Origin of the sequence: Psychromicrobium xiongbiense (genome assembly GCF_030271165.1) — a bacterium.
In the GTDB taxonomy this organism is placed as follows: domain Bacteria; phylum Actinomycetota; class Actinomycetes; order Actinomycetales; family Micrococcaceae; genus Renibacterium; species Renibacterium xiongbiense.
Genome location: NZ_JASSZH010000009.1, coordinates 339,750 through 364,438 on the forward strand (window position 1 = coordinate 339,750; position 24,689 = coordinate 364,438).

General features: G+C 63.9%; 22 protein-coding genes. 1 reads left to right on the forward strand and 21 read right to left on the reverse strand.

Going from position 1 to position 24,689, the window contains the following annotated elements:
* Positions 1-7 precede the first annotated feature (7 nt).
* The 10 genes from QQM37_RS04310 to QQM37_RS04355 form a co-directional block, all read right to left on the reverse strand.
* Entirely contained in the window at positions 8-901 is an 894-nt protein-coding gene (locus tag QQM37_RS04310; protein ID WP_285725307.1) for a F0F1 ATP synthase subunit gamma, read from the reverse strand.
* A gap of 81 nt (positions 902-982) precedes the next feature.
* Positions 983-2,620 carry a F0F1 ATP synthase subunit alpha gene (gene atpA / locus QQM37_RS04315; RefSeq protein ID WP_285725308.1) on the reverse strand — a complete coding sequence of 546 codons (1,638 nt, stop codon included), beginning with the start codon at positions 2,618-2,620 and terminating at the stop codon, positions 983-985.
* Between the two features lie 63 nt (positions 2,621-2,683).
* Positions 2,684-3,496: a F0F1 ATP synthase subunit delta gene (locus tag QQM37_RS04320; RefSeq protein WP_285725309.1), complete on the reverse strand. Its 813-nt coding sequence runs from the start codon at positions 3,494-3,496 to the stop codon at positions 2,684-2,686.
* Positions 3,496-4,056, reverse strand: coding sequence for a F0F1 ATP synthase subunit B (locus QQM37_RS04325; protein ID WP_285725310.1), 561 nt, complete (start codon positions 4,054-4,056; stop codon positions 3,496-3,498). The genes QQM37_RS04320 and QQM37_RS04325 overlap by 1 nt, the downstream gene beginning before the upstream one ends.
* Before the next feature lie 44 nt (positions 4,057-4,100).
* Complete coding sequence (locus QQM37_RS04330) at positions 4,101-4,307, reverse strand: ATP synthase F0 subunit C (RefSeq protein ID WP_285725312.1); 207 nt, start codon at positions 4,305-4,307, stop codon at positions 4,101-4,103.
* A gap of 91 nt (positions 4,308-4,398) precedes the next feature.
* Positions 4,399-5,202 (reverse strand): F0F1 ATP synthase subunit A, encoded by an 804-nt coding sequence (atpB, locus tag QQM37_RS04335; RefSeq protein WP_285725313.1) that lies wholly within the window; start codon positions 5,200-5,202, stop codon positions 4,399-4,401.
* 100 nt (positions 5,203-5,302) lie between these two features.
* Positions 5,303-5,647: a hypothetical protein gene (locus QQM37_RS04340; RefSeq protein ID WP_285725314.1), complete on the reverse strand. Its 345-nt coding sequence runs from the start codon at positions 5,645-5,647 to the stop codon at positions 5,303-5,305.
* A complete protein-coding gene (locus QQM37_RS04345) occupies positions 5,640-6,146 on the reverse strand; it encodes a hypothetical protein (RefSeq protein ID WP_285725315.1) in 507 nt (168 codons plus the stop codon). Before QQM37_RS04345 ends, QQM37_RS04340 begins: the two co-directional genes overlap by 8 nt.
* A 166-nt stretch (positions 6,147-6,312) precedes the next feature.
* Positions 6,313-7,344, reverse strand: coding sequence for an MraY family glycosyltransferase (locus QQM37_RS04350; protein ID WP_285725316.1), 1,032 nt, complete (start codon positions 7,342-7,344; stop codon positions 6,313-6,315).
* A complete protein-coding gene (locus tag QQM37_RS04355; protein WP_285725317.1) occupies positions 7,341-9,170 on the reverse strand; it encodes a polysaccharide biosynthesis protein in 1,830 nt (609 codons plus the stop codon). Before QQM37_RS04355 ends, QQM37_RS04350 begins: the two co-directional genes overlap by 4 nt.
* Positions 9,171-9,351: 181 nt before the next feature.
* Here QQM37_RS04355 and QQM37_RS04360 point away from each other — a divergent pair, with 181 nt between their 5' ends.
* Positions 9,352-10,320, forward strand: coding sequence for an NAD-dependent epimerase/dehydratase family protein (locus QQM37_RS04360; RefSeq protein WP_285725318.1), 969 nt, complete (start codon positions 9,352-9,354; stop codon positions 10,318-10,320).
* On the opposite strand, the gene QQM37_RS04365 is transcribed toward QQM37_RS04360, so the two are convergent.
* The 11 genes from QQM37_RS04365 to QQM37_RS04415 form a co-directional block, all read right to left on the reverse strand.
* The gene (locus QQM37_RS04365) at positions 10,301-12,115 is read right to left on the reverse strand and encodes a glycosyltransferase (RefSeq protein ID WP_285725320.1); all 1,815 of its coding nucleotides are present in this window, start codon (positions 12,113-12,115) and stop codon (positions 10,301-10,303) included. The genes QQM37_RS04360 and QQM37_RS04365 overlap by 20 nt on opposite strands.
* On the reverse strand, positions 12,112-12,963 hold the full coding sequence (locus QQM37_RS04370; protein WP_285725321.1) for an L-threonylcarbamoyladenylate synthase: 852 nt from the start codon (positions 12,961-12,963) through the stop codon (positions 12,112-12,114). The genes QQM37_RS04365 and QQM37_RS04370 overlap by 4 nt, the downstream gene beginning before the upstream one ends.
* Before the next feature lie 4 nt (positions 12,964-12,967).
* Entirely contained in the window at positions 12,968-13,870 is a 903-nt protein-coding gene (prmC, locus tag QQM37_RS04375) for a peptide chain release factor N(5)-glutamine methyltransferase (protein ID WP_285725322.1), read from the reverse strand.
* A gap of 28 nt (positions 13,871-13,898) precedes the next feature.
* Positions 13,899-14,972, reverse strand: a complete 1,074-nt coding sequence (prfA, locus tag QQM37_RS04380) for a peptide chain release factor 1 (protein WP_285725323.1) — start codon at positions 14,970-14,972, stop codon at positions 13,899-13,901.
* A 288-nt stretch (positions 14,973-15,260) separates the two neighbouring features.
* On the reverse strand, positions 15,261-17,396 hold the full coding sequence (gene rho, locus QQM37_RS04385; RefSeq protein ID WP_285725324.1) for a transcription termination factor Rho: 2,136 nt from the start codon (positions 17,394-17,396) through the stop codon (positions 15,261-15,263).
* A 318-nt stretch (positions 17,397-17,714) separates the two neighbouring features.
* On the reverse strand, positions 17,715-18,728 hold the full coding sequence (gene thrB / locus QQM37_RS04390) for a homoserine kinase (protein WP_285725325.1): 1,014 nt from the start codon (positions 18,726-18,728) through the stop codon (positions 17,715-17,717).
* A gap of 2 nt (positions 18,729-18,730) precedes the next feature.
* Positions 18,731-19,819: a threonine synthase gene (gene thrC, locus QQM37_RS04395; protein WP_285725327.1), complete on the reverse strand. Its 1,089-nt coding sequence runs from the start codon at positions 19,817-19,819 to the stop codon at positions 18,731-18,733.
* Between the two features lie 2 nt (positions 19,820-19,821).
* Positions 19,822-21,195, reverse strand: coding sequence for a homoserine dehydrogenase (locus QQM37_RS04400; protein ID WP_420030118.1), 1,374 nt, complete (start codon positions 21,193-21,195; stop codon positions 19,822-19,824).
* Positions 21,161-22,657 carry a diaminopimelate decarboxylase gene (lysA, locus tag QQM37_RS04405; RefSeq protein ID WP_285725329.1) on the reverse strand — a complete coding sequence of 499 codons (1,497 nt, stop codon included), beginning with the start codon at positions 22,655-22,657 and terminating at the stop codon, positions 21,161-21,163. Before lysA ends, QQM37_RS04400 begins: the two co-directional genes overlap by 35 nt.
* A gap of 4 nt (positions 22,658-22,661) precedes the next feature.
* Positions 22,662-24,317, reverse strand: coding sequence for an arginine--tRNA ligase (gene argS / locus QQM37_RS04410; protein WP_285725330.1), 1,656 nt, complete (start codon positions 24,315-24,317; stop codon positions 22,662-22,664).
* Positions 24,318-24,396: 79 nt separating this feature from the next.
* Positions 24,397-24,657 (reverse strand): hypothetical protein, encoded by a 261-nt coding sequence (locus QQM37_RS04415; RefSeq protein WP_285725331.1) that lies wholly within the window; start codon positions 24,655-24,657, stop codon positions 24,397-24,399.
* Between the last annotated feature and the right edge of the window lie 32 nt (positions 24,658-24,689).

Below are 24,689 nucleotides of genomic sequence, written 5' to 3' on the forward strand. Positions count from 1 at the left end.
TACCGGCTTAGGACGCGCTGAGCGAGTCGGCGCCGGCCACAATCTCGGATAGCTCTTGGGTGATTTCAGCCTGTCGAGCGGTGTTGGCCAGTCGGGTGAACTTCTTGACCAGGTCGCGGGCATTATCGCTCGCGGACTTCATGGCGCGCTGGCGGGCAGCGAGCTCGCTGGCAGCAGCCTGCAGCAGCGCATTGAAAATCCGCGACTCGATGTAGCGCGGCAACAACGCGTCCAGAACGGCTTCGGGTTCCGGCTCGTACTCGTAGAGCGGCAGCAGTTCCGAGGCATCCGTGACCTGCTCTTCCGCAACCTCGAGCGGCAACAACCGGACGACGGTCGGCTCCTGGACCACCATGGACTTGAAGCGTGTGTAGACCACGTGGATCTCGTCGACGCCACCCTGCTCATACTCGAGGCCGAACTCTTCCAGCAGGACCTTGCTGATCTCCTGGGCGGTGCTGAACTCCGGTGCATCCGTTGCTTCCGTCCAGGCCCGCACAAAGTCACGGTGACGGAACTGGAAGTAGCCCTGAGCCTTGTTTCCGACCAGATAGGTCTTGACCTCTTTGCCCTCACTGTGCAGAAGTTCGACCAGCTGTTCGGTCTGCTTGAGCACGCTGGCCGAATAGGATCCGGCCAGACCACGGTTGGAGGTCATGACCAGAACGGCAGCGCGACGGATCTGCTCAGGCTCAGTGGTCAGCGGATGGTCGATCTCTGACTGAGAAGCGACTGCCGACACCGCACGAGTAATCGCGTTGGCGTAAGGCAGTGAAGCCTGAACGCGCGCGCGGGCTTTACCGATGCGCGAGGTGGCAATCAGCTCCATCGCCTTGAAGAGCTTCCCCATCGACTGAGTCGACTTGATCCTCTGGCGGTAGACCCGAAGCTGGGCTCCCATTCTTGTCCTTTCCTCAACAAACTCTCAGGTCTCGCTGGTCTCCTGGCCCTGGGTTCATACCCGGGGCCAGGAGGGAGAACCTCAGCGCTTCTGCTTGACGATCTTCTCTTGGTCGACCTCGGAACCGGTCAGGGCATCGAATTCCTCATGCCCGGCGCCCACCAGCTGGCTGTCGCCTTCGCCGAAGAAGCCCTGCTTGAAGTCGACAATCGCGGTCTCGAGTGCGGCCAGCGTGTCGTCATCGAGCTTATTGGTCTGAGCCAGTGTGGTCAGGATGCCCGTGGTGTGACGGAGGTGCTCAAGGAACTCCCCCTCGAAGCGGCTGATGTCCTCGACCGGCACGTCATCCAGGTACCCGTTGGTACCTGCCCAGATCGAGACGACCTGATCCTCGACCGGGAACGGCGTGTACTGCGGCTGCTTGAGCAGTTCCATCAGGCGTGCACCGCGGGTCAGCTGCTGGCGGGACGCGGCGTCCAGATCGGAAGCGAACATCGCGAAGGCCTGCATGTCGCGGTACTGCGCCAGAGTCAGCTTCAAAGTACCGGAGACGGACTTCATCGACTTGACCTGAGCGGCGCCACCGACACGGGAGACCGAGATACCCACATCGACCGCAGGACGCTGGTTGGCGTTGAAGAGGTCCGACTGCAGGAAGATCTGACCATCGGTGATCGAGATGACGTTGGTCGGAATGAACGCGCCAACGTCGTTGGCCTTGGTCTCGATGATCGGAAGACCGGTCATCGAGCCGCCGCCGAGTTCCTTGGAAAGCTTGGCGCAACGTTCGAGCAGACGGGAGTGCAGGTAGAACACGTCACCGGGGTAGGCTTCACGTCCCGGCGGGCGACGCAGCAGCAACGACACTGCGCGGTACGCCTCGGCCTGCTTTGAGAGGTCATCGAAGACGATGAGAACGTGCTTGCCGCCGTACATCCAGTGCTGGCCAATAGCCGAACCGGCATACGGGGCGAGGTACTTGAAGCCCGCCGGATCAGAAGCCGGGGAGGCGACGATCGTGGTGTACTCAAGGGCACCATTGTCTTCGAGGGTCTGACGAACCTCGGCAATGGTGGACGCCTTCTGACCGATGGCGACGTAGATGCAGCGAACCTGCTTCTCCACATCACCTGAGGCCCAGTTGGCGCGCTGGTTCAGGATGGTGTCGACGGCAATCGCAGTCTTACCGGTCTTGCGGTCACCGATGATCAGCTGACGCTGGCCACGGCCGATCGGGATCATAGCGTCGATAGCCTTGAGACCGGTCTGCAGCGGTTGGTGCACCGACTGGCGCTGTGTGACGCCGGGTGCCTGCAGTTCGAGGGCACGAGTACCCTCTGCCACGATCTCACCCAGACCGTCGATCGGCTGGCCCAGCGGGTCAACCACGCGACCCAGGAAGCCATCACCGACCGGAACCGAGAGAATCTCGCCGGTACGGTGCACCTCCTGGCCCTCTTCGATTCCGGTGAAATCACCGAGAACGATGACGCCGATTTCACGCACGTCAAGGTTCTGGGCCAGGCCCAGGGTGCCGTCTTCGAAGCGCAGCAGCTCGCTGGCCATGACCGAGGGAAGCCCCTCGACCCGGGCAATGCCATCGCCAGCGGCGGTGACGCGGCCCACTTCGACACGCTCTGCGTTACCAGGCTCGTAGGATGCCGCGAACTCATTGAGCGCGCTGCGCACGTCCTCGGCGTTGATGGTCACATCGGCCATCTGCTGTCCCTGCTCTCCTCTATCATGATCGCCGCAGTTGCCGCGATGCTCGGTGTATAGCTATTAACCGACAAGCTGTCGGTGAAGTTCTCCCAGGCGGGTCACCAGGGACGCGTCGACCACTTCGTCGCCCACGCGTACCCGAATTCCGCCAATCAGCGAAGGATCCACGCTGGCGTTCAGATTCAGTTCCCGACCGTACAGACGATCCAGACCAGCTTTCAAGCGGGTCTGCTGTTCGGCACTGAGCGGGCGGCTCGTAGACACCGCTGCGATCCAGCGGTTCTGGCGAGCTGCGGCCAGAGCGGCAAAACGATCCACCAGTTTGGCCGGCTGCAGGCCTCTCGGGCTCGTCACGGCCTGGGAAATCAGCACGGTGGCCGCTTCTCCCGCACCGGGAACCAGCTTCAAGGCCAGGGTGCGTTTGGCCTCAGCAGTGGCCTCCGGTGAGGTCAGAGCACGCTGTACCTCATGGTTGCTGCCCACTACCTGCGAGAACTCAAAAAGCGTCCGTTCGAGCTCTTCGAGCCCCTTGCTCTGGGCTGCGTTCTCCGCCACAGCAATGGCGACGGTGGCAGCCACCCGCTCCAGGGCATCGCCCAGAGAACGAGCGTCAGACCAGCGTTCGGCCACTAGGGACGAGACGATCGACTCTGCCTCGGCGGAGACCTTGCCCTTCAGTAGCGAGGACAACAGACCAAGCTTGTCGGCAGCCGGCCGCGCCGGATCGGTCAAGGCGCGACGCAAACCTGCTGAACTGTCCAGCACCGAGAGGACCTCAAAGAGCTCCTGCGCAAGAGCCGGAGTTGCTCCGGTCAGACGCGGTTCGAGCTCAGCAAGGGCCGTGGCCAGCGAGTCGCTTGAGATGCCTGCCATTACTTGCTCGCGCCTTCGCTGGCTTCCAGATCAGCAAGGAACCGGTCAACCACACGGTTGGAACGAGCGTCGTCCTCCAGAGACTCCCCGACAATGCGTCCGGCGAGCGTGGTGGCCAGTGTGCCCACCTCGGACCGCAGGGAGGCAACGGCCGCCTGACGTTCGGCTGCAATCGCGGTGTGAGCCTGCTCGACGATCCGAGCGGATTCAGCCGCGGCCTTTTCCTTCAGGTCTGCCAAGATCTGAGCGCCCTCTGCACGAGCCTCTTCACGGATGCGGTTGGCTTCCGTGCGAGCATCGGTGAGCTGCTGCTTGTATTCATCGAGCGCAGCATTCGCCTCGGCCTGGGCCTTCTCGGCCTTGGCGATGCCACCTTCGATGGCCTCGGTGCGCTCGGCGAAGGTCTTCTCGAACATCGGAACGACGAACTTGAAGACAATGAAGAGCAGGATTGCAAACCCGAGGAGCACCAGTCCGGTATCCCACCAGTTCGGCACGATCGGATTCGGTTGCTCGCCCCCGCTGGTTTCGGAAGCGGCAAGAATCAAAGCGTTCTTCATACTTCACCTGTCCTATCTACTCGGTAAGTGGGTGTGGGCGTCCGTTAGGAAATAACGAAGGCGAACACCAAACCGAGGATCGCGAGAGCTTCGGTCAGGGCCAGGCCCAGGAAGGCGATGGGCTGCAGTACACGCTGAGCTTCGGGCTGACGGGCGACACCGTTGATGTAGGCGGCGAAGACCAGACCAACGCCGATACCACCGCCGATAGCGGAGAGGCCGTAACCAACAAGGTTCATTGAGCCGTGCATTTTGTTCCTTTCAAGATGCCAGGATGGCAGGTTGTTTGGGAGTATCCCGGGTTGGAATTCTTCAGTTGAGGGGTAAAGCTGTGGTCACACCTTAGTGCGAATCCGCGTGCAGCGCGCCTTCGATGTAGATGGCGGTCAACAGCGTGAACACGTAGGCCTGCAGGACCATGATCAGCGCCTCAAGCATGTACATCGCAGCGAAACCCGCAACCACCAGGATCGAGGTCCCCTTGACCAGTACGTTCTCCTGATCAATGAGGAAGTGCACCGAGTAGCCCGCGATGAGAACGATCAGGTGACCGGCCAGCATGGTGGCGAAAAGACGCAGAGAGTGAGTCATCGGGCGAACAATGAAGTTCGAGATGATTTCGATCGGCACCAGGAGGAACAGCAACGGCCACGGAACGCCCGAGGGCACGACGGCCAGCTTCAGGTAGCGGATGCCGTTGCGCTTGATGCCGACGGCGATCCAGAGAATGTAGACCAGCGCAGCGAGCGCATACGCCCCGCCCACATGGGAGAAGGTGGGAAGCTCGAAGAAGGGAATGGCCCCGTAGATGTTGTTGATCAGGATGAAGAAGAACAACGTGAACAACACGGGAACGAACTTGATGAAGTCCTTGCCGCCGATCACATCTTTGGCGATCGAGTTACGGACAAAGCCATACGCAGCTTCACCGGCAAACTGCAGTCGACCGGGAACCAGCTTGCCCTTCCGGGCGGCCAGCAGGAAAAACACCGCAATGATCACTACGGAGAGAACCACCAGCACTTGGTAGCGGGTGATGCCATCCCAATGGAACCAGGCACCGGGAAGACCGGCCTCTCCGATTCCTGGCGGGGTGAATCCGCCACCATCTGTGGGGCCTTCGGCCGGGAGCACAAGCGCGTTCAACGCGTTTCCTCTCTGCTGTGTCCTTCATCGGGCAATGCCTAAAATTCACGGGGACTTCTAGACAACTAACGTGTTCAAAACTTCATCTATCCCGGAAACGTCATTCCTGACCGTCTCCGGTCTGACTGGAGCCCGTACCCGAGTGCACGTCCCCCTTGACGTGCCCCTGACGGAATCTCGGTGCAAACGAAAGATACAAACCACCCAGAGCTCCGGCGAGTGCACCTATAAGCACAATCCAGTGGGTTTTGAACAAACTGTCCAGCCCCCAGCCTATCAAACTCCACACCAGGATTCCGCCAGTTATATAGCTGAAAACGGTGATGCCGGCGTTGTAACCGGCGCTCTCGCCAGGCCGGTCTGCACCCTTTGCGGCAGCAGAAAATCTCGCCTCCTGCGCCGTCACCTGAGGTCTGTCCGCACCACCGGCTGAAGCTTTAGCCATGATGACTCACCGCGGCATCTTCCTCGCCACCAAAGACCAGGCGGCGGGTCCGGGAGAACACCACAACTTCGGTTCCCTGCCAGAGAAGTACGGCGACCAGCGCGGCCACCATGAACCAGGTGCGGTCCAGCCAGACCGGCACATCAATCAACATCAGTGCGGCCCCACAGCCGATGACTTTGACTGCATAGCCGACCACAAAGACCCCCAGCGCTGTTGAAGATTCATTCCTGCCGAAGAAATGACCGACCAGCAATGAGAGTGCGAAGAAAACCAGAACGACCGCCCCGCCCAGCAGGGCGCTCAGTGCACCCCAGCCCGAGGCGAGCAGCGCGGCGATCCCGATGACGATCACCAGCGGAACAGCTGTCACCACCAGGCAGCGAAGGAGAATGCGCAACCACAGGGACTGATGTGGACCCGAGGCAACCACAGACCCAACACCTGACGCAGCATGCGACGCCAAAGCGTCGTTGCCGGTGCGGCGGAATGCAGTCATCGGGAGCCAATCTTGATCAGGCTTTGGTCTGGAAGCCAGCGAAACAGCACAGAACACAACGACTCAGGTGCTCCGAGTCGTGTTCTAAATTCTACACGAGATAGAACTGAGATTGTGCGTCTACTGTGATTTGAACCGACTATGACGCGCGATGCCGAAGAGGCTGTTACAGCACCAGCCTTCGCCGCCGCGCGAGAAACCGCTGGAAGATCGTCGGCGTCCTCAGGTAGGCCAGGACGACGAGCAGGCAGCCCAGGGCGGAGACAAAGACCATCAGTCCACCGAGACGGCCGGCAAGTAGCCCCAGTGCGCTGGTGAGCACGGACGCCACTGTCACCACCAGGCTTGCCTGGACGTGGCTCAGGCCAACGATGACGAGCCTCTGGTAGGCATGCTGGCGATGTGAGGTGTACCAGCGCTCCCCTGCGGCGATGCGACGCATCAGGGTGACAAAGGTGTCTGCCAGATAGATCAGCACCGGGGCAAAAACATATTCCACCGGTACTCCGGACAGGAAGGCCGCCACCGCAGTGATCGCGATGGTGGATCCCAGCAGGTACGAGCCGACATCCCCCATGAAGACGGGCCGACGGGAGAGATTCCAGGGCAGAAAACCGGCGAAAGCCGCCGCAAGTACCAGGCCGATCACCACCAGCCAGGCAGTCCCGGACAAGGCCCCCGCAGCAGCATAGGCCAGTCCCACCACTACGCCGTGCAGACCGGAGATGCCGTTGATGCCGTCCATGAAATTGGCGACGTTGATATAGGCCGCGACCGCAACGGCCCCGGCCGGTGCCCACCAGTAACCGGTTCCCCCGGTCAGGGCTGCCAAGGCGACGGTACCGGCCGCGCCGATGAACAGGTGGCACAAGGCCCTGGTGCGGACGCTCAGCCCGCGCAGATCTTCAATCCAACCCACGCAGGAGGCCGCCAGAACCACCACCAGAATGGTCAGCACCACACCATGCCCCGGATGGGGCAACGGCAACAGTAGCGCCAGTAACAGTCCCAGCGCCATCGCCATCAGAATCGAGATGCCCATTCCCCGCAGCGTTGGCACGCTGTGCGAGGAGCGCTCTGAGGGCATATCCATCACAGCGAGTCGGCGCAGCCAGGGCCGGACCGCCCAGGGAACGGTCAGGCTCAGGAGTAGCGCCAGCACCGGGCACAGCAGCCAGGTCCACCCCAGGGCGCTCACGAGGCGGCACCCACCGAATCGCCGTCGTCCGCGGCCGCCCCTGGCTCGTGCTCATCACCGTGCTCATCAAGACAGCGCTGCAACCAGGCAGCGAAATCCAGAAGAGAAGGGTCCAGGGTCTTGGCCTTGGTGTGAGAAATTTTCGGGTGCAGTGGGCGCTGATCGGTTTCCTCGATCCCCAGCAGCTCCTCGTGAAGCTTCTCCCCCGGTCGCAGCCCCGTGTAAACGATCTCGATGTCCTTACCGGACATGGCAATCATCTGCCGTGCGACCTCCAGAATGCGCACCGGCTCTCCCATATCCAGCAGCATCACTTCGCCGCCGGTGCCAATGGCCCCGGCCTGGATCACCAGCTGGCAGGCCTCGGGGATGGTCATGAAGAACCGGGTAACCTCCGGATGCGTCACCGTCACCGGCCCGCCGGTGCGAATCTGCTCGCTGAAAAGCGGCAACATGGACCCACGGCTGCCGATCACATTACCAAAACGCACTGAGACATAGTTCTTGCCTGTCTGCTGTGCCATCCAGGCCGTGAGCTTCTCCGCCACCCGTTTGGAGTGGCCCAGGGCTGTGGTGGGATTGGCCGCTTTGTCGGTGGAGACGTTGACGAAATGGGAGACCCCGGCGAACTCGGCGGCTCGCAGCACGTTCAGCGTCCCCACGACGTTGGTCTTCCAGGCTTCCTGGGGATACTGCTGGAGTAACGGCGCATGTTTGAGGGCTGAGGCGTGAAAAACCACTTCCGGCTTGCGATCCAGGAAGATCTCGCGCAGGGCCTCAGCATCGCGGATGTCTGCCAGCACGGTGTCCCGGCCATTGAGCAGGCCCTGGCCGGTAATGCTCAGCTGGGTGCTCTGCAGACCGGTCTCATCGCGGTCCAGCATGATCAACTCGGCAGGAGCGAAGCCGGTCAACTGGCGGCACAGCTCCGAGCCGATGGAGCCACCTGCACCCGTGACCAGTACGCGCCTGCCCGCAATATACCCGGCGATCTTCTCCACCTCGATATTCACCGGACGGCGCCCGATGAGGTCTTCCACTGCGATCTCGCGGAAGTCCTGAATACCGCTGGAAAGCATGTCTTTCAAGGGTGGGAGAACCAGCACTCGCACGTGCAGCCCCGCGACGGCCTCCGAGATCTGGCGTACTTTGGCCGCCTCCACCTGGGCAAAGGCGATCACCAGCACCTGCGCGTGCGTGCGATGCACAATCTCCGGCAGGTCCTCGCCACGGCCCAGCACCGGGATCGAGGCCAGATGCAGGTGTTTCTTGGCCGGATCATCGTCGATCAGACCAACCGGCAGGAACGGCGACTGAGGGTCCTGAAGCATCCGTGAAACCAGCGAGTTCCCCAGATACCCCGCCCCGTAGATCAGCGTCGGCTGACCCTGATCCCCTTCCTGGGGACGGCCTTCCACATAGAGTCGCTTGAGGTAGCGGATGGCTGCCAGGAAAAGGGCGGCGAAGGGGAAGGCGATGGCGGCCGTGGACCGCGCGACGCCGCCCTGGTTGACCACGGCGAAAAGGTAGACCGACGTGGTCACTCCCACGATCAAGGTGACCACCACCAGCAGTCGTGCCTCCTGGAAGCTGCCGAAGCTGTACCGTCCGCGGTACAGGGAGAAGGCATAACCGGCAACCAGCTGGGTCACGAGCGCCACCAGAATGACCAGGCCGACGGCAACCCAGCTGACTCGTGAGACGTCGAGCTCATACCGGAGCAAAACGGCCAGCAGAATTGCCACGACCCAGCTCAGGGCATCCAAGGCGTACTGGGACCAGAGCCATAATGCTGGTTTCGGCTCGGTCGATTTCGCTTCAGACAAGGTGCCCTTCTCAAGGTCTCGTTCGCTGGCACCCCGGGACAGCCCAGGACGGGGCAACGGGGCGCTGCACCGTCCTTAGCTTAGCTTGGCTCCCTGGCTTTGCCCTGGTTAAGGTGTGATGTCGGGAAGGCGCGAGGCGCTCGGACTACGATGGCAGCGGGCCATGAAACGAGGAGGATCGATGCGCGTTGCGGTAACCGGAGCCACCGGCTTTGTGGGGCAACGCACGGTGGAGGCCCTCCGGCAGTCCGGCCACCAGGTCATCGCACTGGTCCGCCAGCCCTCCTCGAAGCTGAGCGGCGAGGTCGGCGAGGGCCTCCTCCAGCGCGTCTGCGGGGACCTGAGCACGGTCAGTGACTGGGAACCACTCCTCGAGGGGGCCGAAGCGGTCATCCATGCGGCCGCCCGCGTCCACCAGATGAAAGACCAGTCCGCTGATCCCCTGCAAGCCTTCCGGCGGGCCAACACGGCTCCCACCCTGGCGCTGGCCCGCGGCGCACAACAGGCCGGGGTGTCCAGGTTCATCTTTCTGAGCTCGATCAAGGTCAACGGCGAGTCAACCTCCAGCACCGCCTTCACGGTTCGGTCCCCCGCCCAGCCGCAGGATCCCTACGGACAGTCCAAATGGGAGGCGGAGCAGGGCCTCGCGGAACTGGCGGTCGGCGCCGGCACTGGCAACGACGCCAGCGAGCGCACCACTTTCGTCTCAGTACGCTCACCCATGGTCTACGGCCCGGGAGGCAAAGGAAACGTCCAGCGATTGCTGGGTCTGATCCGCCGCGGAATACCGGTCCCCTTCGGTTCCATCCACAACCACCGCACCATGATGGCCGTCGACAACCTGGCCGATCTGCTGGTGTATCTGTGTGAACACGGCAGCGCGCCGGCGGCCACGGTGCTGGCCGGCGATGCCGAAAGCCCCTCCACTGCGGAGCTCTACCGGGCGCTGGCCACCGCACAGGGCCGTTCCGCCAGGATACTGCCCTGCCCGGTGGCGCTGCTCGGGCTGGCTGGAAAAGTGACCGGGCGCAGCGCCGACATCGCGCGTCTGACCGAATCTCTTCAGGTGCAGACCGGATCGACCGATCCGAATTTTCAGTGGCAGCCGCCGCTGACCTTCCAGCAGGGAATCAGTCGGATTTCCGGGTGAACGCGCTGCGGTAACCCGCCTTGCGCACGGCGGTCGGGATCAGCCGGTAGCCGCAACGCACCGCGACATTGCGGATCCAGACCAGGGGGGAAATGTAGCCCGAGCGCAGCAGGCGCCCCTGCAACCGGAATTCGGCCTTGAGCAGATCCAGCCCGCCACGGCGTTCATAGGCGCCGGCGTTCACCCGATAACGCACCAGCGGTTGCGGCAGATTAGTGGCCCGGAACCGGCCATGCAACAGACGCATCCAGAGCCAGAAATCCTCGATCCGCAGCAGATCGCCATACCCACCAACTGCCTGAACCGCTGATTTCCGGTACACCACTGAGGGGTGGTGGAAGGGGCTCCGGAAGCCCATATTGGCGCTCAGCGCGCCCTCATTGGTAGGAATGGGCCGGTATGCCAGGGGCTTCGAATCATCCTCGCCGATCTCCTCGATCGCCGAGCCGACCAGGTCATAACCGGCTTCAAGATACGGGATCTGGCGCTCAAAGCGCTCCGGAAGTGAAATGTCGTCCGCATCCATCCGGGCCACGATGTCATAGTGGCAGGCCTCCAGCCCGGCATCCAGCGCGCCCGCCAGGCCCCGCGATTCGGGAAGCCGCACCACGGTGATCTCAGGATCGCCGGATTCCGCCGAGTGGGTGGCTTCGCGGAGAACACTCTCGATGGCGCCCGGCACCGCACCGTCCACCACGATGACGATCTGGGCGGGTTGACGCGTCTGCTCCCGCCCGACCGAGGCCAGGGCGCGGCGGAACAGCTCGGCGTCATCGCCCGCATACACCGGAAGGAGCACCGAGAAGTCGAGGGATTCCGGATGTTCCGGGGCCCCGCCCAGTTTCCAGGCCGGCAGTTCGTGAACCCCCGCCAGTGCGGCATCGGCCTCCCGCGGTACGGTGAACAAAGCTTCCCGCAACCCTCGCAGGCCTGCCTTAAGCACCGCGGACCGGTGTGATGAGCGTCCGATCATCAGCGCCCAGCGACGCAACGAGGCCGCAAAGTAGAGAACCTTCTCCCCCGCAGTCAGCGCCTGAGACCGGCTGAAGAGCCAGAGTTTATTGCGGACTTCAAACCGGAACCGCTCCCCCACGTCCAGCAGATTCGCGTCATACACCTTGGTGTGGTGGCTGACCGCCGATCGGTCGCTGGCCAGCCCCAGGCCTCGACGGGCCAGCCGTGCGGTGTATTCGAAATCGTCATTCCAGAGGAAGTAGTCGACCACCGGAAGTCCCTCGCGACGGGCGGCCTGGGCGGAGACGAAAAGAGAGACGAAAGATGCCGAACGGACCGGACGTGCGCCCAGGTCACGGGCCTGGCGGGTCCGCTGCACAGTGGTCTTCAAGGTGCGCGGGGTGTTCATCGGATGGTCGCGGCCGTCGGTCCACAGCACCCGGCTGGCAATGAACGCCGGACGGTGCGGCGCCGGGTAGCTCTCCCAGAGCGTCACGGCCTCGGCGAGCGTATCCTCGTGGGGCTCGGTGTCGTCATCCATCAGCCACACCAGATCAGGATCGTGATGCGCCAGAGCATGGGCCAGACCCACCGTGAACCCGCCGGCACCACCGGTGTTCTGTTCCAGAGCTACCAGCTCATAGCCCACGCCGTCAGGGATCTGCCCGGTCAGCTCGCGCAAATAATCAACGGCCCCATCGGTGGATCCGTTGTCCACCACGACCAGAGCCTGCGGGAGAACCTGTGCGTTGAGCAGGCTGTTGACGGCGCGGCGTAGCAACTCCAGGCGGTTGTAGCTGACCAGGACCGCCACGACGCGGGTTTCCGCGCCGGCACTCATGCCTGCGGTTTCCCTGCCGCAGGTGCCTCGGATGCAGTCTCCGCCGCTGGGCTTGCATCTTCTGTAGTTTCAGATTCTGTAGTTTCAGAGGTCTCAGCTTCGGTGGGCGCACGCTCAGAAACCTCCGTCTCAGCGCCTTCCGGCTCGGCGACCTCCGCGGGAGGTTCCTCCCCCAGGCCCAGCACGCTGGGCACCGCTTCACGCAGACGCGCCAGAGAAATGGCACCCGCACGGACCACCCGTAGCGGCGACACGGTGGCGTCGACAATGGTGGACGGCAGGCTCTGCACATCTCCCCCTGCATCTTCCTGACTTCTGGGCCTTTCGCCCTCGCCCAGATACACCTCGACCACGTCACCAAGCTGTTCCTTGGTGCCCTGCACGGTGGCGGGCGTCGGCTGTCCGGTCCGGTTCGCCGAGGACACGGCAAGTGGCCCGGTCAGGGTCAGCAGATCAAGCGCCAGTGCGTCATCGGGCATCCGCAGGGCTACTGTCCCCTTGGCATCGCCCAGATCCCAGTCGAGGCTCGGCTGGGCATGGAAAATCAGGGTCAGACCGCCGGGCCAGAAGGTATCCGCCAGTTTGCGCGCGTCATCGCTGATCTCGGTGGCCAGACCGTCCAGCGTCTGCAGGCGCTGGATGAGGACGGGCGGCGGCATCGATCGGCCCCGACCCTTCGCCGCCAGCAACGTCGCGACTGCCACAGGCGAGAACGCATCAGCGGCGATCCCGTACACGGTGTCGGTGGGCATAACGATGACTTGCTTGCTGTCGATTGCTTTTTTGGCGTGGGCCAGACCTTCACGGCGCTGGGACTCCACGGTGCAGTCGTAAACGATGGAACTCACCGGGCTATTCTTCCACGTTTCCCGGACGGCCCACGGCTGCGTCCTCAGTCAAGGCTTCATCCGGCCGTCGAGCGGTCAGCGCCCGATCCCGCCCGGTGAGGTCCTGATGGCTTGCCGCTGCCTCAAAACCCTGCTGCTGCGCCAGGCGCCGCAGGGCAGCTGCCTGAACCTCCGCGTGCTCCACCACCACCGAACCGCCAGGCACCAGCAGGCGACGCGCGGTCGCCAGAGCCGCCATCGGCAATTCCAGGCCGTCCTCGCCACCGCCGTAGAGCGCCATCTGCGGATCATGCTCAGCGACTTCTGGCTCCTGCGGCACCGCACCCGCCGGAATGTACGGCGGGTTGCTCACCACCAGATCGACCCGACCCTCCAGCTCCGGGAAAGCCTCACGCAGATCGCCGAGTCGCAAGGTGACCCGGTTGCCAAAAGGCGCGAGATTGCGGCTGGCCCAGGCGTAAGCCAACTCCGAGAGCTCGATGGCGTAGACCCGGGCATCCGGACGCTCATCGGCGATGGCGGCAGCCAGCGCACCGGAGCCTGTGCCAAGATCCACCACGACGGGGGCACCGATGCCCTGCAGCAGATCCAGAGCCAGCTGAGCCACGCTCTCCGTCTCCGGTCGCGGTACAAAAACACCCGGGCCCACAGCGAGTTCCAGACGACGGAAGGGTGCCTTACCGGTCAGATGCTGCACAGGAACCCTGCGGGCGCGCTCCCCAATGAGGTCATTCAGCCCCTCCGGTGCCGGTGCGCCGCGCAGGGCGGCCGCACGCAGCTCGCCCAGACCCAGGCCCAGTAGATGGGCGGCCAGAAGTTCGGCATCGACGCGCGGACTGGGCACGCCAGCCTCAGCCAGTTGTGCAGCGGCCTGACGCAGTGCGGAGGACAGCGAATCCTGATCCATGCTCAAGTCACCACTGACAGGAACGGGATCATTCGCCCAGGGCATCAAGTCGGGATTGCTCATCCACATCAATCGCCGACTGGATCACCGGGCCCAGTTCACCGTTCATCACCGTGTCCAGGTTGTAAGCCTTATATCCGGTGCGGTGGTCCGCAATGCGGTTTTCCGGGAAGTTATAGGTGCGGATCCGCTCCGAACGATCCATAGTGCGGATCTGCGACTTCCGTGCGGCGGAATTCTCTGCATCGATCTGCTCCTGCTGGTGCGCCAGGATCCGCGCCCGGAGCACCCGCATACCGGCTTCACGGTTCTGCAGCTGGGACTTCTCATTCTGCATGGCCACCACGATGCCCGTGGGCAGGTGGGTGATGCGCACAGCCGAGTCGGTCGTGTTCACCGACTGGCCACCAGGACCGGAAGAGCGATACACGTCGATTTTGAGGTCGTTCTGGTTGATCTCGACTTCCTCTGGCTCATCCACCTCAGGGAAGACCAGCACACCGGCCGCCGAGGTGTGAATGCGCCCCTGCGATTCGGTCACCGGAACGCGCTGCACGCGGTGTACGCCACCTTCGAATTTGAGAGAGGCGAAAACACCCTCTGCGGGGTCGTTCGACCGCCCCTTGATGGCGAGCTGGATGTCCTTGTAGCCGCCAAGATCCGATTCGGTGGACGAGATGACCTCGGTCTTCCAGCCACGGGATTCCGCATACCGGGTATACATGCGCACCAGGTCGGCAGCAAAAAGCGCCGACTCGTCCCCGCCTTCGCCAGCTTTGACCTCCAGGATCACATCCCGCGCATCGTCCGGATCACGCGGAATCAGCAGCCGCCGCAGTTTCTCCTCCGCAATGGCCAGCGCCGCTTCAAGTTCCGGCACCTCCTCAGCGAACTCCGGATCCTCCGCCGCCATCTCCCGTGCAGCCGACAGATCATCGCTGAGTTGCTGCACCCGGTGATGACCCTCCACAATGCCGCTGAGTTCGGCATAACGCCGCCCCAGCTTCCGGGCGAGCGACTGATCAGCATGCACGGCAGGATCGCTGAGCCTGAGCTGTAACTCAGCGTGCTCGTTCAGCAACCCCTGAATGGATTCGAACATCTCGACACTTCTTTCGACTCAAACGACCAACAACTGCACCCAACACCCCGTGGACGGTGCCTCCAGAGAGACGCTACGCCGGATGGACGGCTGTGCCCGCGCTTCGCGACGCCCACCACGCCGCAGCCATCCATCCGGCCTCCGCGTCAAGGCCACGTTCCCGCAGTCGCGCCGCAGTGATGATGGGGGTCAGGGCGTGGTCGGGCGCAGCGAAGCTGGGCCGGACCCCCATCATCACGAAGGCACCCCATCCGGCGAAGCGTCAACCCGGAGGGTCAACCAGCGGGGCTACTTGTCGTCGTCGGACTTTGAGCCGAGCGTGGTCTTCTGCACCTGCATGAGGAATTCCACGTTGCTCTGGGTTTCGCGGAGCTTGGAGGTGAGCAGTTCCAGCGACTGCTGCTGCTCCAGGCCGGAGAGCACACGGCGCAGACGCCACATGATGCGCACTTCCTCCGGCGAGAGCAGGTTCTCCTCACGACGCGTGCTCGAGGCGTTGACATCCACTGCGGGGAAGATGCGCTTATCGGCCAGGTTGCGCGAAAGACGCAGCTCCATGTTGCCGGTGCCCTTGAACTCCTCGAAGATGACCTCATCGGCCTTGGACCCGGTTTCCACCAGAGCCGTGGCCAGAATGGTCAGCGAGCCACCGTTTTCGATGTTGCGAGCAGCACCGAAGAAACGCTTGGGCGGGTACAGGGCTGCGGCATCCACACCACCGGAGAGGATACGACCGGAGGACGGCGCCGAGTTGTTGTAGGCACGGCCCAGACGGGTCATCGAGTCCAGGAGCACGACGACGTCCATGCCCATTTCGACGAGGCGCTTGGCCCGTTCGATCGAGAGTTCCGCCACCTGGGTGTGATCATCGGCGGGACGGTCGAAGGTCGAGGCAATGACCTCGCCGCGCACCGTGCGCTGCATATCGGTGACTTCTTCGGGGCGTTCGTCCACCAGGACCATCATGAGGTGAACCTCAGGGTTGTTGGTGGTGATCGCCTCAGCGATGGACTGCAGGATCAGCGTCTTACCGGCCTTGGGTGGGGAGACAATCAGGCCACGCTGGCCCTTACCGATCGGAGCAATCAGGTCGATGACGCGCGGGCCGATCTTCTTCGGCTCGGTCTCCAGGCGCAGCCGCTCGGAGGGGTAAAGCGGAACGAGCTTGTTGAACTCCACGCGATCCTTGAGATCCTCAGGGTTCTTGCCGTTGACGCTCGTGATGCGCACCAGCGCATTGAACTTCTGCCGCTGGCTGCTGTTGCGGTTATCCTCACCCTCGCGAGGGGCGCGGATCGCGCCCACCACGGCATCGCCCTTGCGCAGGTTGTACTTCTTAACCTGGGAGAGCGAAACGTACACATCGTTCGGACCGGCCAGGTAGCCGCTGGTGCGAACGAAAGCGTAGTTGTCCAGAATATCCAGGATGCCCGCGACAGGCAGCAGCACGTCGCTGTCGGTCAGCTCGACGTCGTCCACCTCGGGAGCCTGACCACGACGGCGGTCATTGCGCCGTTCATTGCGGTCACGGAAGCGGTCGTTACGGTCATTACGGTTGCTGCGATCGTTGTCCTGACGCTGACGGCCGTTGTTACGGTCGTTGGAGCGATCGTTCAAGCGCTCTGCGTTACGGTCGTTGCCGCCGGTGCGCTCGCCACCGCGCTGAGAATTGTTGTTCTCCTGATCGCCATCGCGGTCGTTGCGATTGCGATTACGGTTACGACGCTCATTACGCGAGCTGCGGCCGTCGCCATCGCCGGGCTGGCCGTCCCGCTGGCGGTCACGACGGTTGTCATTGCGATTCCCGGCCGACTCGTCGCGAGTCTCCGTGCCCTCAGCCGGTGTGGCTGCCGGTGCGCCAGAGGGCTCTTCGGTGGCCTCAGAAGCTGCTTCAGTGGTGCCGTTGCTCTCTGCGCGACGGTTGCGTCCGCGCTGACGGCGGTTGCCCTGCTGCCCTGCACCGGAATCGCTGGAATCAGCGGAATTCTCGGCGGCCTCGGAGGAAGAAGCGGCCGGCGCGGCAGCTTGGTTCGTGTTCTGGTCCTGGGCGGCCTGCTCCGTGGCACCAGCGCTCACAACACCGCTGGACGCCGCACGACGGCTACGACCGCGACGCGGGGCTGCTGCGCCATCGCTGGCGGCCTCGACCGGCGCTGCCTCGACAACGGGCGCGGCCTCGGCCTTACGGGCCGGTGCTGCGCTGCGATCAGCGACGGAGGAACCGCGCTGATGGGCGGAAATCACGGTGACGAGATCTCCCTTGCGCATCCGCGAACCGCCGGTGATTCCCAGCTGGCCTGCGAGCGCTTGCAGCTGAGCGAGTTTGAGGCCCGCCAGCGGCGACGATGAAGATTGAGTGCCGGCCGCAGATGCGGCAGATACGGCGTTGTCCACACCCGTTGCCGGGCTAGTGGTTTCTGTCACGAAGGATCCTTCCCCCTCGACGTCGACCCCGAACACTGCGGGATCGTGATGGTTATGGCCGTTCAGCTCCACCAGAGGGTGGGCCATACAGGCTCAGTGAGTACCGTTCCGCCCGCTGCATTCAGCTGGTGTGCACAGCGAGACTGGTCTGCTTCGATCAAGGTAGACCTTCCAGGTTCCACACAATGAAATATTGCTGGAGGGGATTGCCTGCACCTCGATGATGGCAGGGAACGCATCGGCGGATGATCCGCTGGATTGAAAAACCAACAGCCTATTGAAGGGAATTTCGCTGAAAAAGCAGCAAAACTCGTGCTGCTAGAACTGTCGATGCGCTACTACTTTAGCACCCTCGGTGGCAATTCCCACTTCGCTGACCTGCCAGGTCGCCCCAGGCGTGTCGGAGGAATCCGTCGCTGTAGCGAATTCTTCCGCGGAGCGAGCTACCTGCAAGGCCTCATCGCGCTGCGCTTCGCTACCGGTAAGCGCTAGCACCGTAGGACCGGCGCCCGAGATGACGGCGGGAATGCCGTGCTGACGCCAGAGCCGGAGCAGCCGTCCACTCGCGGGCATGGCCTCGAAGCGGTACTGCTGGTGCAGGAAGTCCTCGGTGCCCACAAAAAGCAACTCCGGGGCACGGCTTATCGCATGGATCAGTACCGCAGCGCGGGCGGTGTTGGCCGCAGCGCTCTGATGCGAGACCGAGGACGGCAGCATGGCCCGGGCGGTCTCAGTGGACAGCTCGACGGTGGGCACCGCGACGACCGGGCGGATGCGCGGATCGACCTCGATAGAAGTGGTGTAGGAGCGGCTGCCCTGCACCCAGGAGGCGGTCATGCCCCCGAAAACAGCCGGCGCGACGTTGTCCGGGTGGCCTTCGACCTCGCATCCCAGTTGGAAGACATCTTCCAGCGAGGGACGGTCGCTCTCTGGAAGCAGCATGGCTGCGGCCAGCAGGGCTGCCACGGCCGCGGCAGCCGAGGAGCCGAGGCCCCGCCCATGCGGAATGACGTTGTCCGCGGTGATCTTCAGCCCGGAGTACTGGAAGCCGAAGCGGTTCAGCAACAGTGCGATGCATCGCACGCTCAGATGGCTCTCATTTTTCGGCAGGTTCGCTGAGCCCTCGCCCCGCAGATCAAACTGCAGGCCAGGTGCCTCACTCGTCTCCACCGTCAGGGTGTCATAGAGTGCCACCGCGAGTCCCAGCGAATCGAAGCCCGGACCGAGGTTTGCACTGGTGGCAGGCACCTGAACGGTCACCGACTGCCCGGCGCTGACCGTGCGCAGCGGCACCGTCGCACCGGGTCCGGACGCAGGCGGAACGTAATTCAAGATCAGCCTTCCAGGCCCAGGGCACGCGCCACACTGACGACGTCGAATTCCACCTTCTCCGGCTGCACAGCAGTTCCGTCGAGGTTCTTCAAAGCCCATTCCGGGTCCTTGAGACCGTGCCCGGTCACCGTGATCACGATAGTCTGGCCCGGAGCCAGCTCCCCCGCACGGTGCTTCTTGAGGACGCCTGCCGCGCCCGCAGCAGAAGCGGGCTCGACGAAGACGCCCTCCTTGGCGGAGAGCCAGCGGTGCGCTTCGAGGATCTGCTCATCGGTGACCGCTTCGATCACACCACCGGACTCGTCCCTGGCGGCCACGGCCTGCTCCCAGGAGGCCGGGTTGCCGATCCGGATGGCGGTGGCGATGGTCTCCGGCTCGGTGACCGGATGTCCCTCGACGATCGGCGCGGAACCGGCAGCCTGGAACCCCCACATGGTGGGCAACTTCTGCGATACAGCAGGCTGATCGCCCCAGGGTGCCACATACTCCCTGTAGCCCTTCCAGTACGCCGTGATGTTGCCGGCATTACCGACCGGCAGCGCATGGATGTCCGGAGCATCGCCCAGGGCGTCCACCACCTCGAAGGCGCCGGTCTTCTGACCTTCGATGCGCGCCGGATTGACCGAGTTGACCAGGAATACCGGATAGGACTCAGCCAACTTGCGGGCCACTTCCAGGCAGTTGTCAAAGTTCCCGTCCACCTGCAGCAACGTCGCACCGTGTGCCACGGCCTGGCTCAACTTGCCCATCGCGATCTTGCCCGCGGGCACCAGCACCGCGCACGTCAGGCCTGCCGCTTTGGCATAGGCCGCGGCGGAGGCAGAGGTGTTTCCGGTGGAAGCGCACACCACGGCCTTGGCACCGGCCTCCACCGCGGCGGTCATCGCCATGGTCATACCGCGGTCCTTGAAGCTGCCGGTCGGATTCATGCCTTCGACCTTGAGGTAGACAGTGCAGCCGGTCTCCTCGGAGAGAGCACGCGCCGGGACGAGCGGGGTACCGCCTTCGCCCAGGGTGATCACCCGGGTCGCCTCGGTCACCGGAAGACGGTCAGCATATTCGCGGATAACCCCGCGCCACTGGTGGGCCATATCTAGATTCCTTCTACTCGCAGAACGGAGGTGACTGCTTTGACGACGGGAAGAGCACGAACTTCGGCCACGGTGGCGGCCAGCGCTGACTCGCTGGCGCGGTGGGTGACGATCCGCAGTTCTGCGGAGGGCTGAGTGTCGGAGGCCGGATCGCTGACCGGACGCAGCGTCTGGCGCAACGTCTCGATCGAGGCACCGTGATGGGCGAAGATTCCGGCGATCTGGGCGAGCACACCCGCCTCATCACTGACTTCCAGGCCAACGCTGTAGCTGGTGCGGACGGTCTTGATATCCGCGGCTGGAAGGTGGCCGGATGCAGTTTCGGTGCGCCCGGGGCCACCGAGCACTATGCGCCGGGCCGCGGAGACGACATCGCCCATCACAGCCGAGGCAGTGGGCCGGCCACCCGCACCCTGCCCGTAGAACATCAGCTCTCCGGCGTTTTCCGCCTCCACGAACACCGCGTTGAAGGCACCATGGACGGCGGCGAGCGGGTGGCTGCGCGGCAGGAGCGTCGGGTGAACGCGCACGTTGATGCGCTCACCCTCCTCGTCCTGCAGACGCTCGGCAATCGCCAGAAGCTTGATCACCAGACCGGATTCCCGGGCCGCTTCAATGTCTGCCGAGGTGATCTCCGCTATGCCTTCACAGTGCACCTGGTCCAGGGCAACGTCGGTGTGGAAGGACAGCGAGGCCAGAATAGCCGCTTTCGCTGCGGCATCGTGCCCCTGGACGTCCGCCGTCGGGTCCGCTTCCGCATAGCCGAGGCGCTGTGCCTCAGCCAGAGCGGCGGCAAAGTCCGCCCCGGTGGTGTCCATCTGGTCCAGGATGTAATTGGTGGTGCCATTGACGATGCCGAGCACCCGGGTGATGGTGTCCCCCGCGAGGCTGTCCCGGATGGGCCGCAGGATCGGGATGGCACCCGCCACGGCCGCCTCGTAGGAGAGCTGCACCGCGTTCTCACTGGCCAGCTGGTAGAGCTCAGGCCCATGCACTGCCAGCAGCGCCTTGTTGCCCGTCACCACACTGGCCCCCTGCGTGATCGCCTCACGGATCAGCGTCCGGGCCGGCTCAATGCCGCCCATCAGTTCGATCACCAGATCCGCCCGGGCAATCAGCCCGGAGGCGTCGGTGGTGAAGAGCTCTGCGGGCAATTCCACGGTGCGTGGAGCATCGACAGTGCGGACGGCGATGCCGATCAGTTCCAGATCGGTTCCGCTGCGCCGGGTCAGCATGGCGGCATCATCGAGCAGAATGCGGGCAACTTCAGCCCCCACATTGCCGCAGCCGAGCAGGGCAATCTTCAGGGAATTTTTTGCGATGTTGGCGGTACTCACTGGCTCAGGCTCCTGGGTCACGGGACAGCAGATCGTCATCGGTTTCGCCGCGGACAATAATGCGGGCGGCACCGTCTTTCACGGCGACCACGGGCGGGCGTGGAACGTAGTTGTAGTTGCTCGCCAGAGACCAGCAGTAGGCGCCGGTGGCCGGGACCGCGAGCAGATCACCGGCAGTGACGTCATCGGGCAGGTAGGCGTCACGGACCACGATGTCGCCCGATTCGCAGTGCTTGCCGACCACCCTGCTCAGCACCGGGGCTGCATGGCTGGCACGGTTGGCCAGGGTCACCGAGTAGTCCGCCTCGTACAGCACCTGGCGAGGGTTGTCGCTCATGCCGCCATCGACCGAGACATACCGCCGCGGCGCGGTGGCACCGTGGCCCTGTTCCAGGTCAACCTGGATCGTCTTGATGGTGCCGACTTCGTACAGCGTGAAGGTGCTCGGACCGACGATGGCGCGGCCCGGCTCGATCGAAATACGCGGCGGGACCAGGCCCAGGCTGGCGCATTCGCTGGCGACAACCTCGGCCATGGCCTGGGCGATTTCCGCGGTGGGTCGCGGCGTGTCAGCTTCGGTATAGGCGATGCCGTAGCCACCACCGAGATCCACCTCGGCCAGCTCGATCCCATGGACGTCACGCATCTGCGCACTGAAGGCGAGCAGCCGGCGCGCGGCCAGGGCGAAGCCTTCGGCGTCGAAAATATTGGACCCGATATGGCAGTGGATGCCAAGCAGCTCCAGATGTTCTGCGGCGTGCGCAGCGAGAACCGCCTGTTCGGCCGGGCTCGGTTCTGCGACGTTCTGGCCAGCAGGATTCCGGTCAGAGTTATTGCCCCCGGCCATCAGCGAGAGCCCGAACTTCTGGTCCTCATGCGCCGTCGCAATGAACTCGTGCGTGTGCGCATGGACCCCGGGGGTCAGCCGGAGCATGACCTTGGCACGCACTCCCTGCTCTGCGGCCAGCGTGTTGATCAGCTCGATCTCGGGCAGTGAATCCGCCACAATCCGGCCAACGCCCATCTGCAGAGCACGCCGGATCTCCGCCGCGGACTTGTTGTTTCCGTGCAGGCCGAGCAGTTCGCCGGGAACGCCTGCCCGCTGGGCCACGAGCAGTTCGCCACCGGAACAGGTATCGAGCCGGAGCCCCTCGCTGAGCACCCAGCGTGCCACCTCGGTGCAGAGGAAGGACTTCCCGGCATAGTAGACGTCCACTCCCCCACAGACCGGGGCGAAGGCCTCATTGAAGCGATCACGGAACTCCACGGCCCGGGCGCGGAAGTCCGCCTCGGACACTACGAAGAGCGGGGTGCCGAATTCCTCGGCCAGATGATGCACGCTCACGCCGTCCACGGCCAGCTCGCCGGCCGGGTGCCGGACGACATCGCGCGCCCATTCCTGACCACGCAGCGCGTTCACATCGGAGGGAAGGCTGAGCCACTCCGGAGCCAGGGGCGAGGCGCTGACCCCTGGGGCGGGTGCCACAGTGGAATCCGTCATGGTGCTACATCCTTTCCGGGGCGCTGACACCGAGCAACGCCAGGCCATTGGCCAGCACCTGCCCGGTGGCGTCGTTGAGCCAGAGTCGAGTCCGGTTCAGATCCGTGACCTCCTCGCCGGACAGCGGGGTGACCCGGCAAGCGTCGTACCAGCGGTGGTACGCACCGGCGATGACCTCCAGATGTCGGGCCACCCGGTGAGGTTCCCGGAAGCCCGCAGCCTCCGCCACCACGGACGGGAAAGCGCCCAGTTGCGCCAACAACTCCGATTCGGTGGCGTGGGTCAGCAGGGCTGCGTTGAAGCCCTCCTCGGTGCGCTCCACCCCGGCAGCTGCGGCGTTCCGGTCGACCGCACGGGTCCGCGCATGAGCGTACTGGACATAGAAGACCGGGTTGTCATTAGTGGCCTTGCGGAGCTGCTCCGGGTCCAGAGCCAGCGGCGAGTTGGAGGGCGAGCGGCCCAGCGAATACCGCAGAGCATCCGCGCCGAGCCAGTTGAGAAGATCCCGCAACTCCACAATGTTCCCGGCGCGCTTGGAGAGCCGGGCACCATTGATCGAGACCATCTGGCCGATCAGGACCTCGATATTGTGCTCCGGATCGTCCCCGGCGCAGGCCGCGATGGCCTTGAGTCGGCCGATGTACCCATGATGGTCTGCCCCGAGCAGGTAGATCTTTTCCTCGAAACCACGGTCCTTCTTGGACAGGTAGTACGCAGCATCGGCAGCGAAGTACGTGGGCTCCCCATTGGCGCGGATCAGCACCCGGTCCTTGTCATCGCCGAAGTCGGTGGTGCGCAACCAGACCGCGCCCTCCTGATCGAAGACATGGCCCTGGGCGCGCAACCGCTCCACGGCCTGATCCACGGCACCACCGGCATGCAGCTTCTGCTCGGAGAAGAACACCTCAAAATGCACGCCGAAATCGTTGAGCGTTTCCTTGATGTCCTTCATCTGCAGTTCATAGGCTGCCGCCCGCACCACGGGCAGAGCCGCTTCATCGGTGAGCTCGCGTACCGAAGGATGCTCGCGAACCACCTGCTGGGCCAGCTCGTCGATGTACGCTCCGGGATAGCCGCCTTCCGGGGTCGATTCACCCTTGATCGCGGCGAGCACGGAGCCGCCGAAGTTGTTCATCTGTGAGCCGGCATCGTTGATGTAGTACTCGCTGGTCACCTGTGCGCCACTCGCGCGGAGCACTCGGGCCAGCGCGTCGCCGACGGCGGCCCAGCGGGTATGCGCCAGATGCAGCGGACCGGTGGGATTGGCCGAGACGAACTCCAGGTTGATCTGCTGACCGTCCAGGCTGTGATTGGTGCCGAAGACTGCACCCTGGTGAACAATGGTGCGGGCCAGCTCTCCGGCCGCGGCGGCATCGAGCGTCAGGTTGAGGAAGCCGGGACCGGCCACGCTCACCGAGGCGACCCCGTCCAGCGCTTCGAAGCGGGCCAGCAGCTTCTGCGCCACCTCGCGGGGATTCAGCCCCGCAGGCTTGGCCAGCTGCAGCGCAATGGTGGTGGCCCAGTCACCGTGGTCCCTGTTCTTCGGTCGCTCCACACGCACCTCAGCGGGCAGCGATTCAGCGGGAACAGCAAGTTCACCGGAGTCGACGGCAGCTCTGAGGGCAGCGGTCAGTGCGAGGGAAAGTTCGTCAGGAGTCACCGTTCAAGCATAGTTGGCACGTTGGATGCGCCCCAATATGTCCACCAGACGGGCGGAAACGGGCGTTGACGTACGGCAATCAGGGTGCCGGAGGCAAGCGCAGAGTGGGATTCTGCGCGGGGTTCACGGGCACATTATGGCTCGGTTCGGAGAGCGCCATTCCCAGCACCCCCACGGCCGCACCAGCCATCGCCAGTACGAGAGCCCCACCCACCAGCCAGCCCCAGAGCGTGCGCCTGGACACTTCCGCCCGATGCCACCACCGTGTACCGGTGGTGGCCCGGGGCGAAAGACCTGGCGCGGAGGGCCTCGTTGCCTGACGCACGTCCAACGATGCCACTGCCGTCACCCTTCTTCCGCAGGAAGCGCAAT

Coding starts and splice junctions, on each gene's coding strand:
- QQM37_RS04310 (WP_285725307.1), bottom strand. CDS start 901: ATGGGAGCCCAGCTTCGGGTCTACCGCCAGAGGATCAAGTCGACTCAG.
- atpA (WP_285725308.1), bottom strand. CDS start 2,620: ATGGCCGATGTGACCATCAACGCCGAGGACGTGCGCAGCGCGCTCAAT.
- QQM37_RS04320 (WP_285725309.1), bottom strand. CDS start 3,496: ATGGCAGGCATCTCAAGCGACTCGCTGGCCACGGCCCTTGCTGAGCTC.
- QQM37_RS04325 (WP_285725310.1), bottom strand. CDS start 4,056: ATGAAGAACGCTTTGATTCTTGCCGCTTCCGAAACCAGCGGGGGCGAG.
- QQM37_RS04330 (WP_285725312.1), bottom strand. CDS start 4,307: ATGCACGGCTCAATGAACCTTGTTGGTTACGGCCTCTCCGCTATCGGC.
- QQM37_RS04340 (WP_285725314.1), bottom strand. CDS start 5,647: ATGGCTAAAGCTTCAGCCGGTGGTGCGGACAGACCTCAGGTGACGGCG.
- QQM37_RS04345 (WP_285725315.1), bottom strand. CDS start 6,146: ATGACTGCATTCCGCCGCACCGGCAACGACGCTTTGGCGTCGCATGCT.
- QQM37_RS04360 (WP_285725318.1), top strand. CDS start 9,352: ATGCGCGTTGCGGTAACCGGAGCCACCGGCTTTGTGGGGCAACGCACG.
- QQM37_RS04365 (WP_285725320.1), bottom strand. CDS start 12,115: ATGAGTGCCGGCGCGGAAACCCGCGTCGTGGCGGTCCTGGTCAGCTAC.
- prmC (WP_285725322.1), bottom strand. CDS start 13,870: ATGGATCAGGATTCGCTGTCCTCCGCACTGCGTCAGGCCGCTGCACAA.
- prfA (WP_285725323.1), bottom strand. CDS start 14,972: ATGTTCGAATCCATTCAGGGGTTGCTGAACGAGCACGCTGAGTTACAG.
- thrC (WP_285725327.1), bottom strand. CDS start 19,819: ATGGCCCACCAGTGGCGCGGGGTTATCCGCGAATATGCTGACCGTCTT.
- QQM37_RS04400 (WP_420030118.1), bottom strand. CDS start 21,195: ATGACGATCTGCTGTCCCGTGACCCAGGAGCCTGAGCCAGTGAGTACC.
- lysA (WP_285725329.1), bottom strand. CDS start 22,657: ATGACGGATTCCACTGTGGCACCCGCCCCAGGGGTCAGCGCCTCGCCC.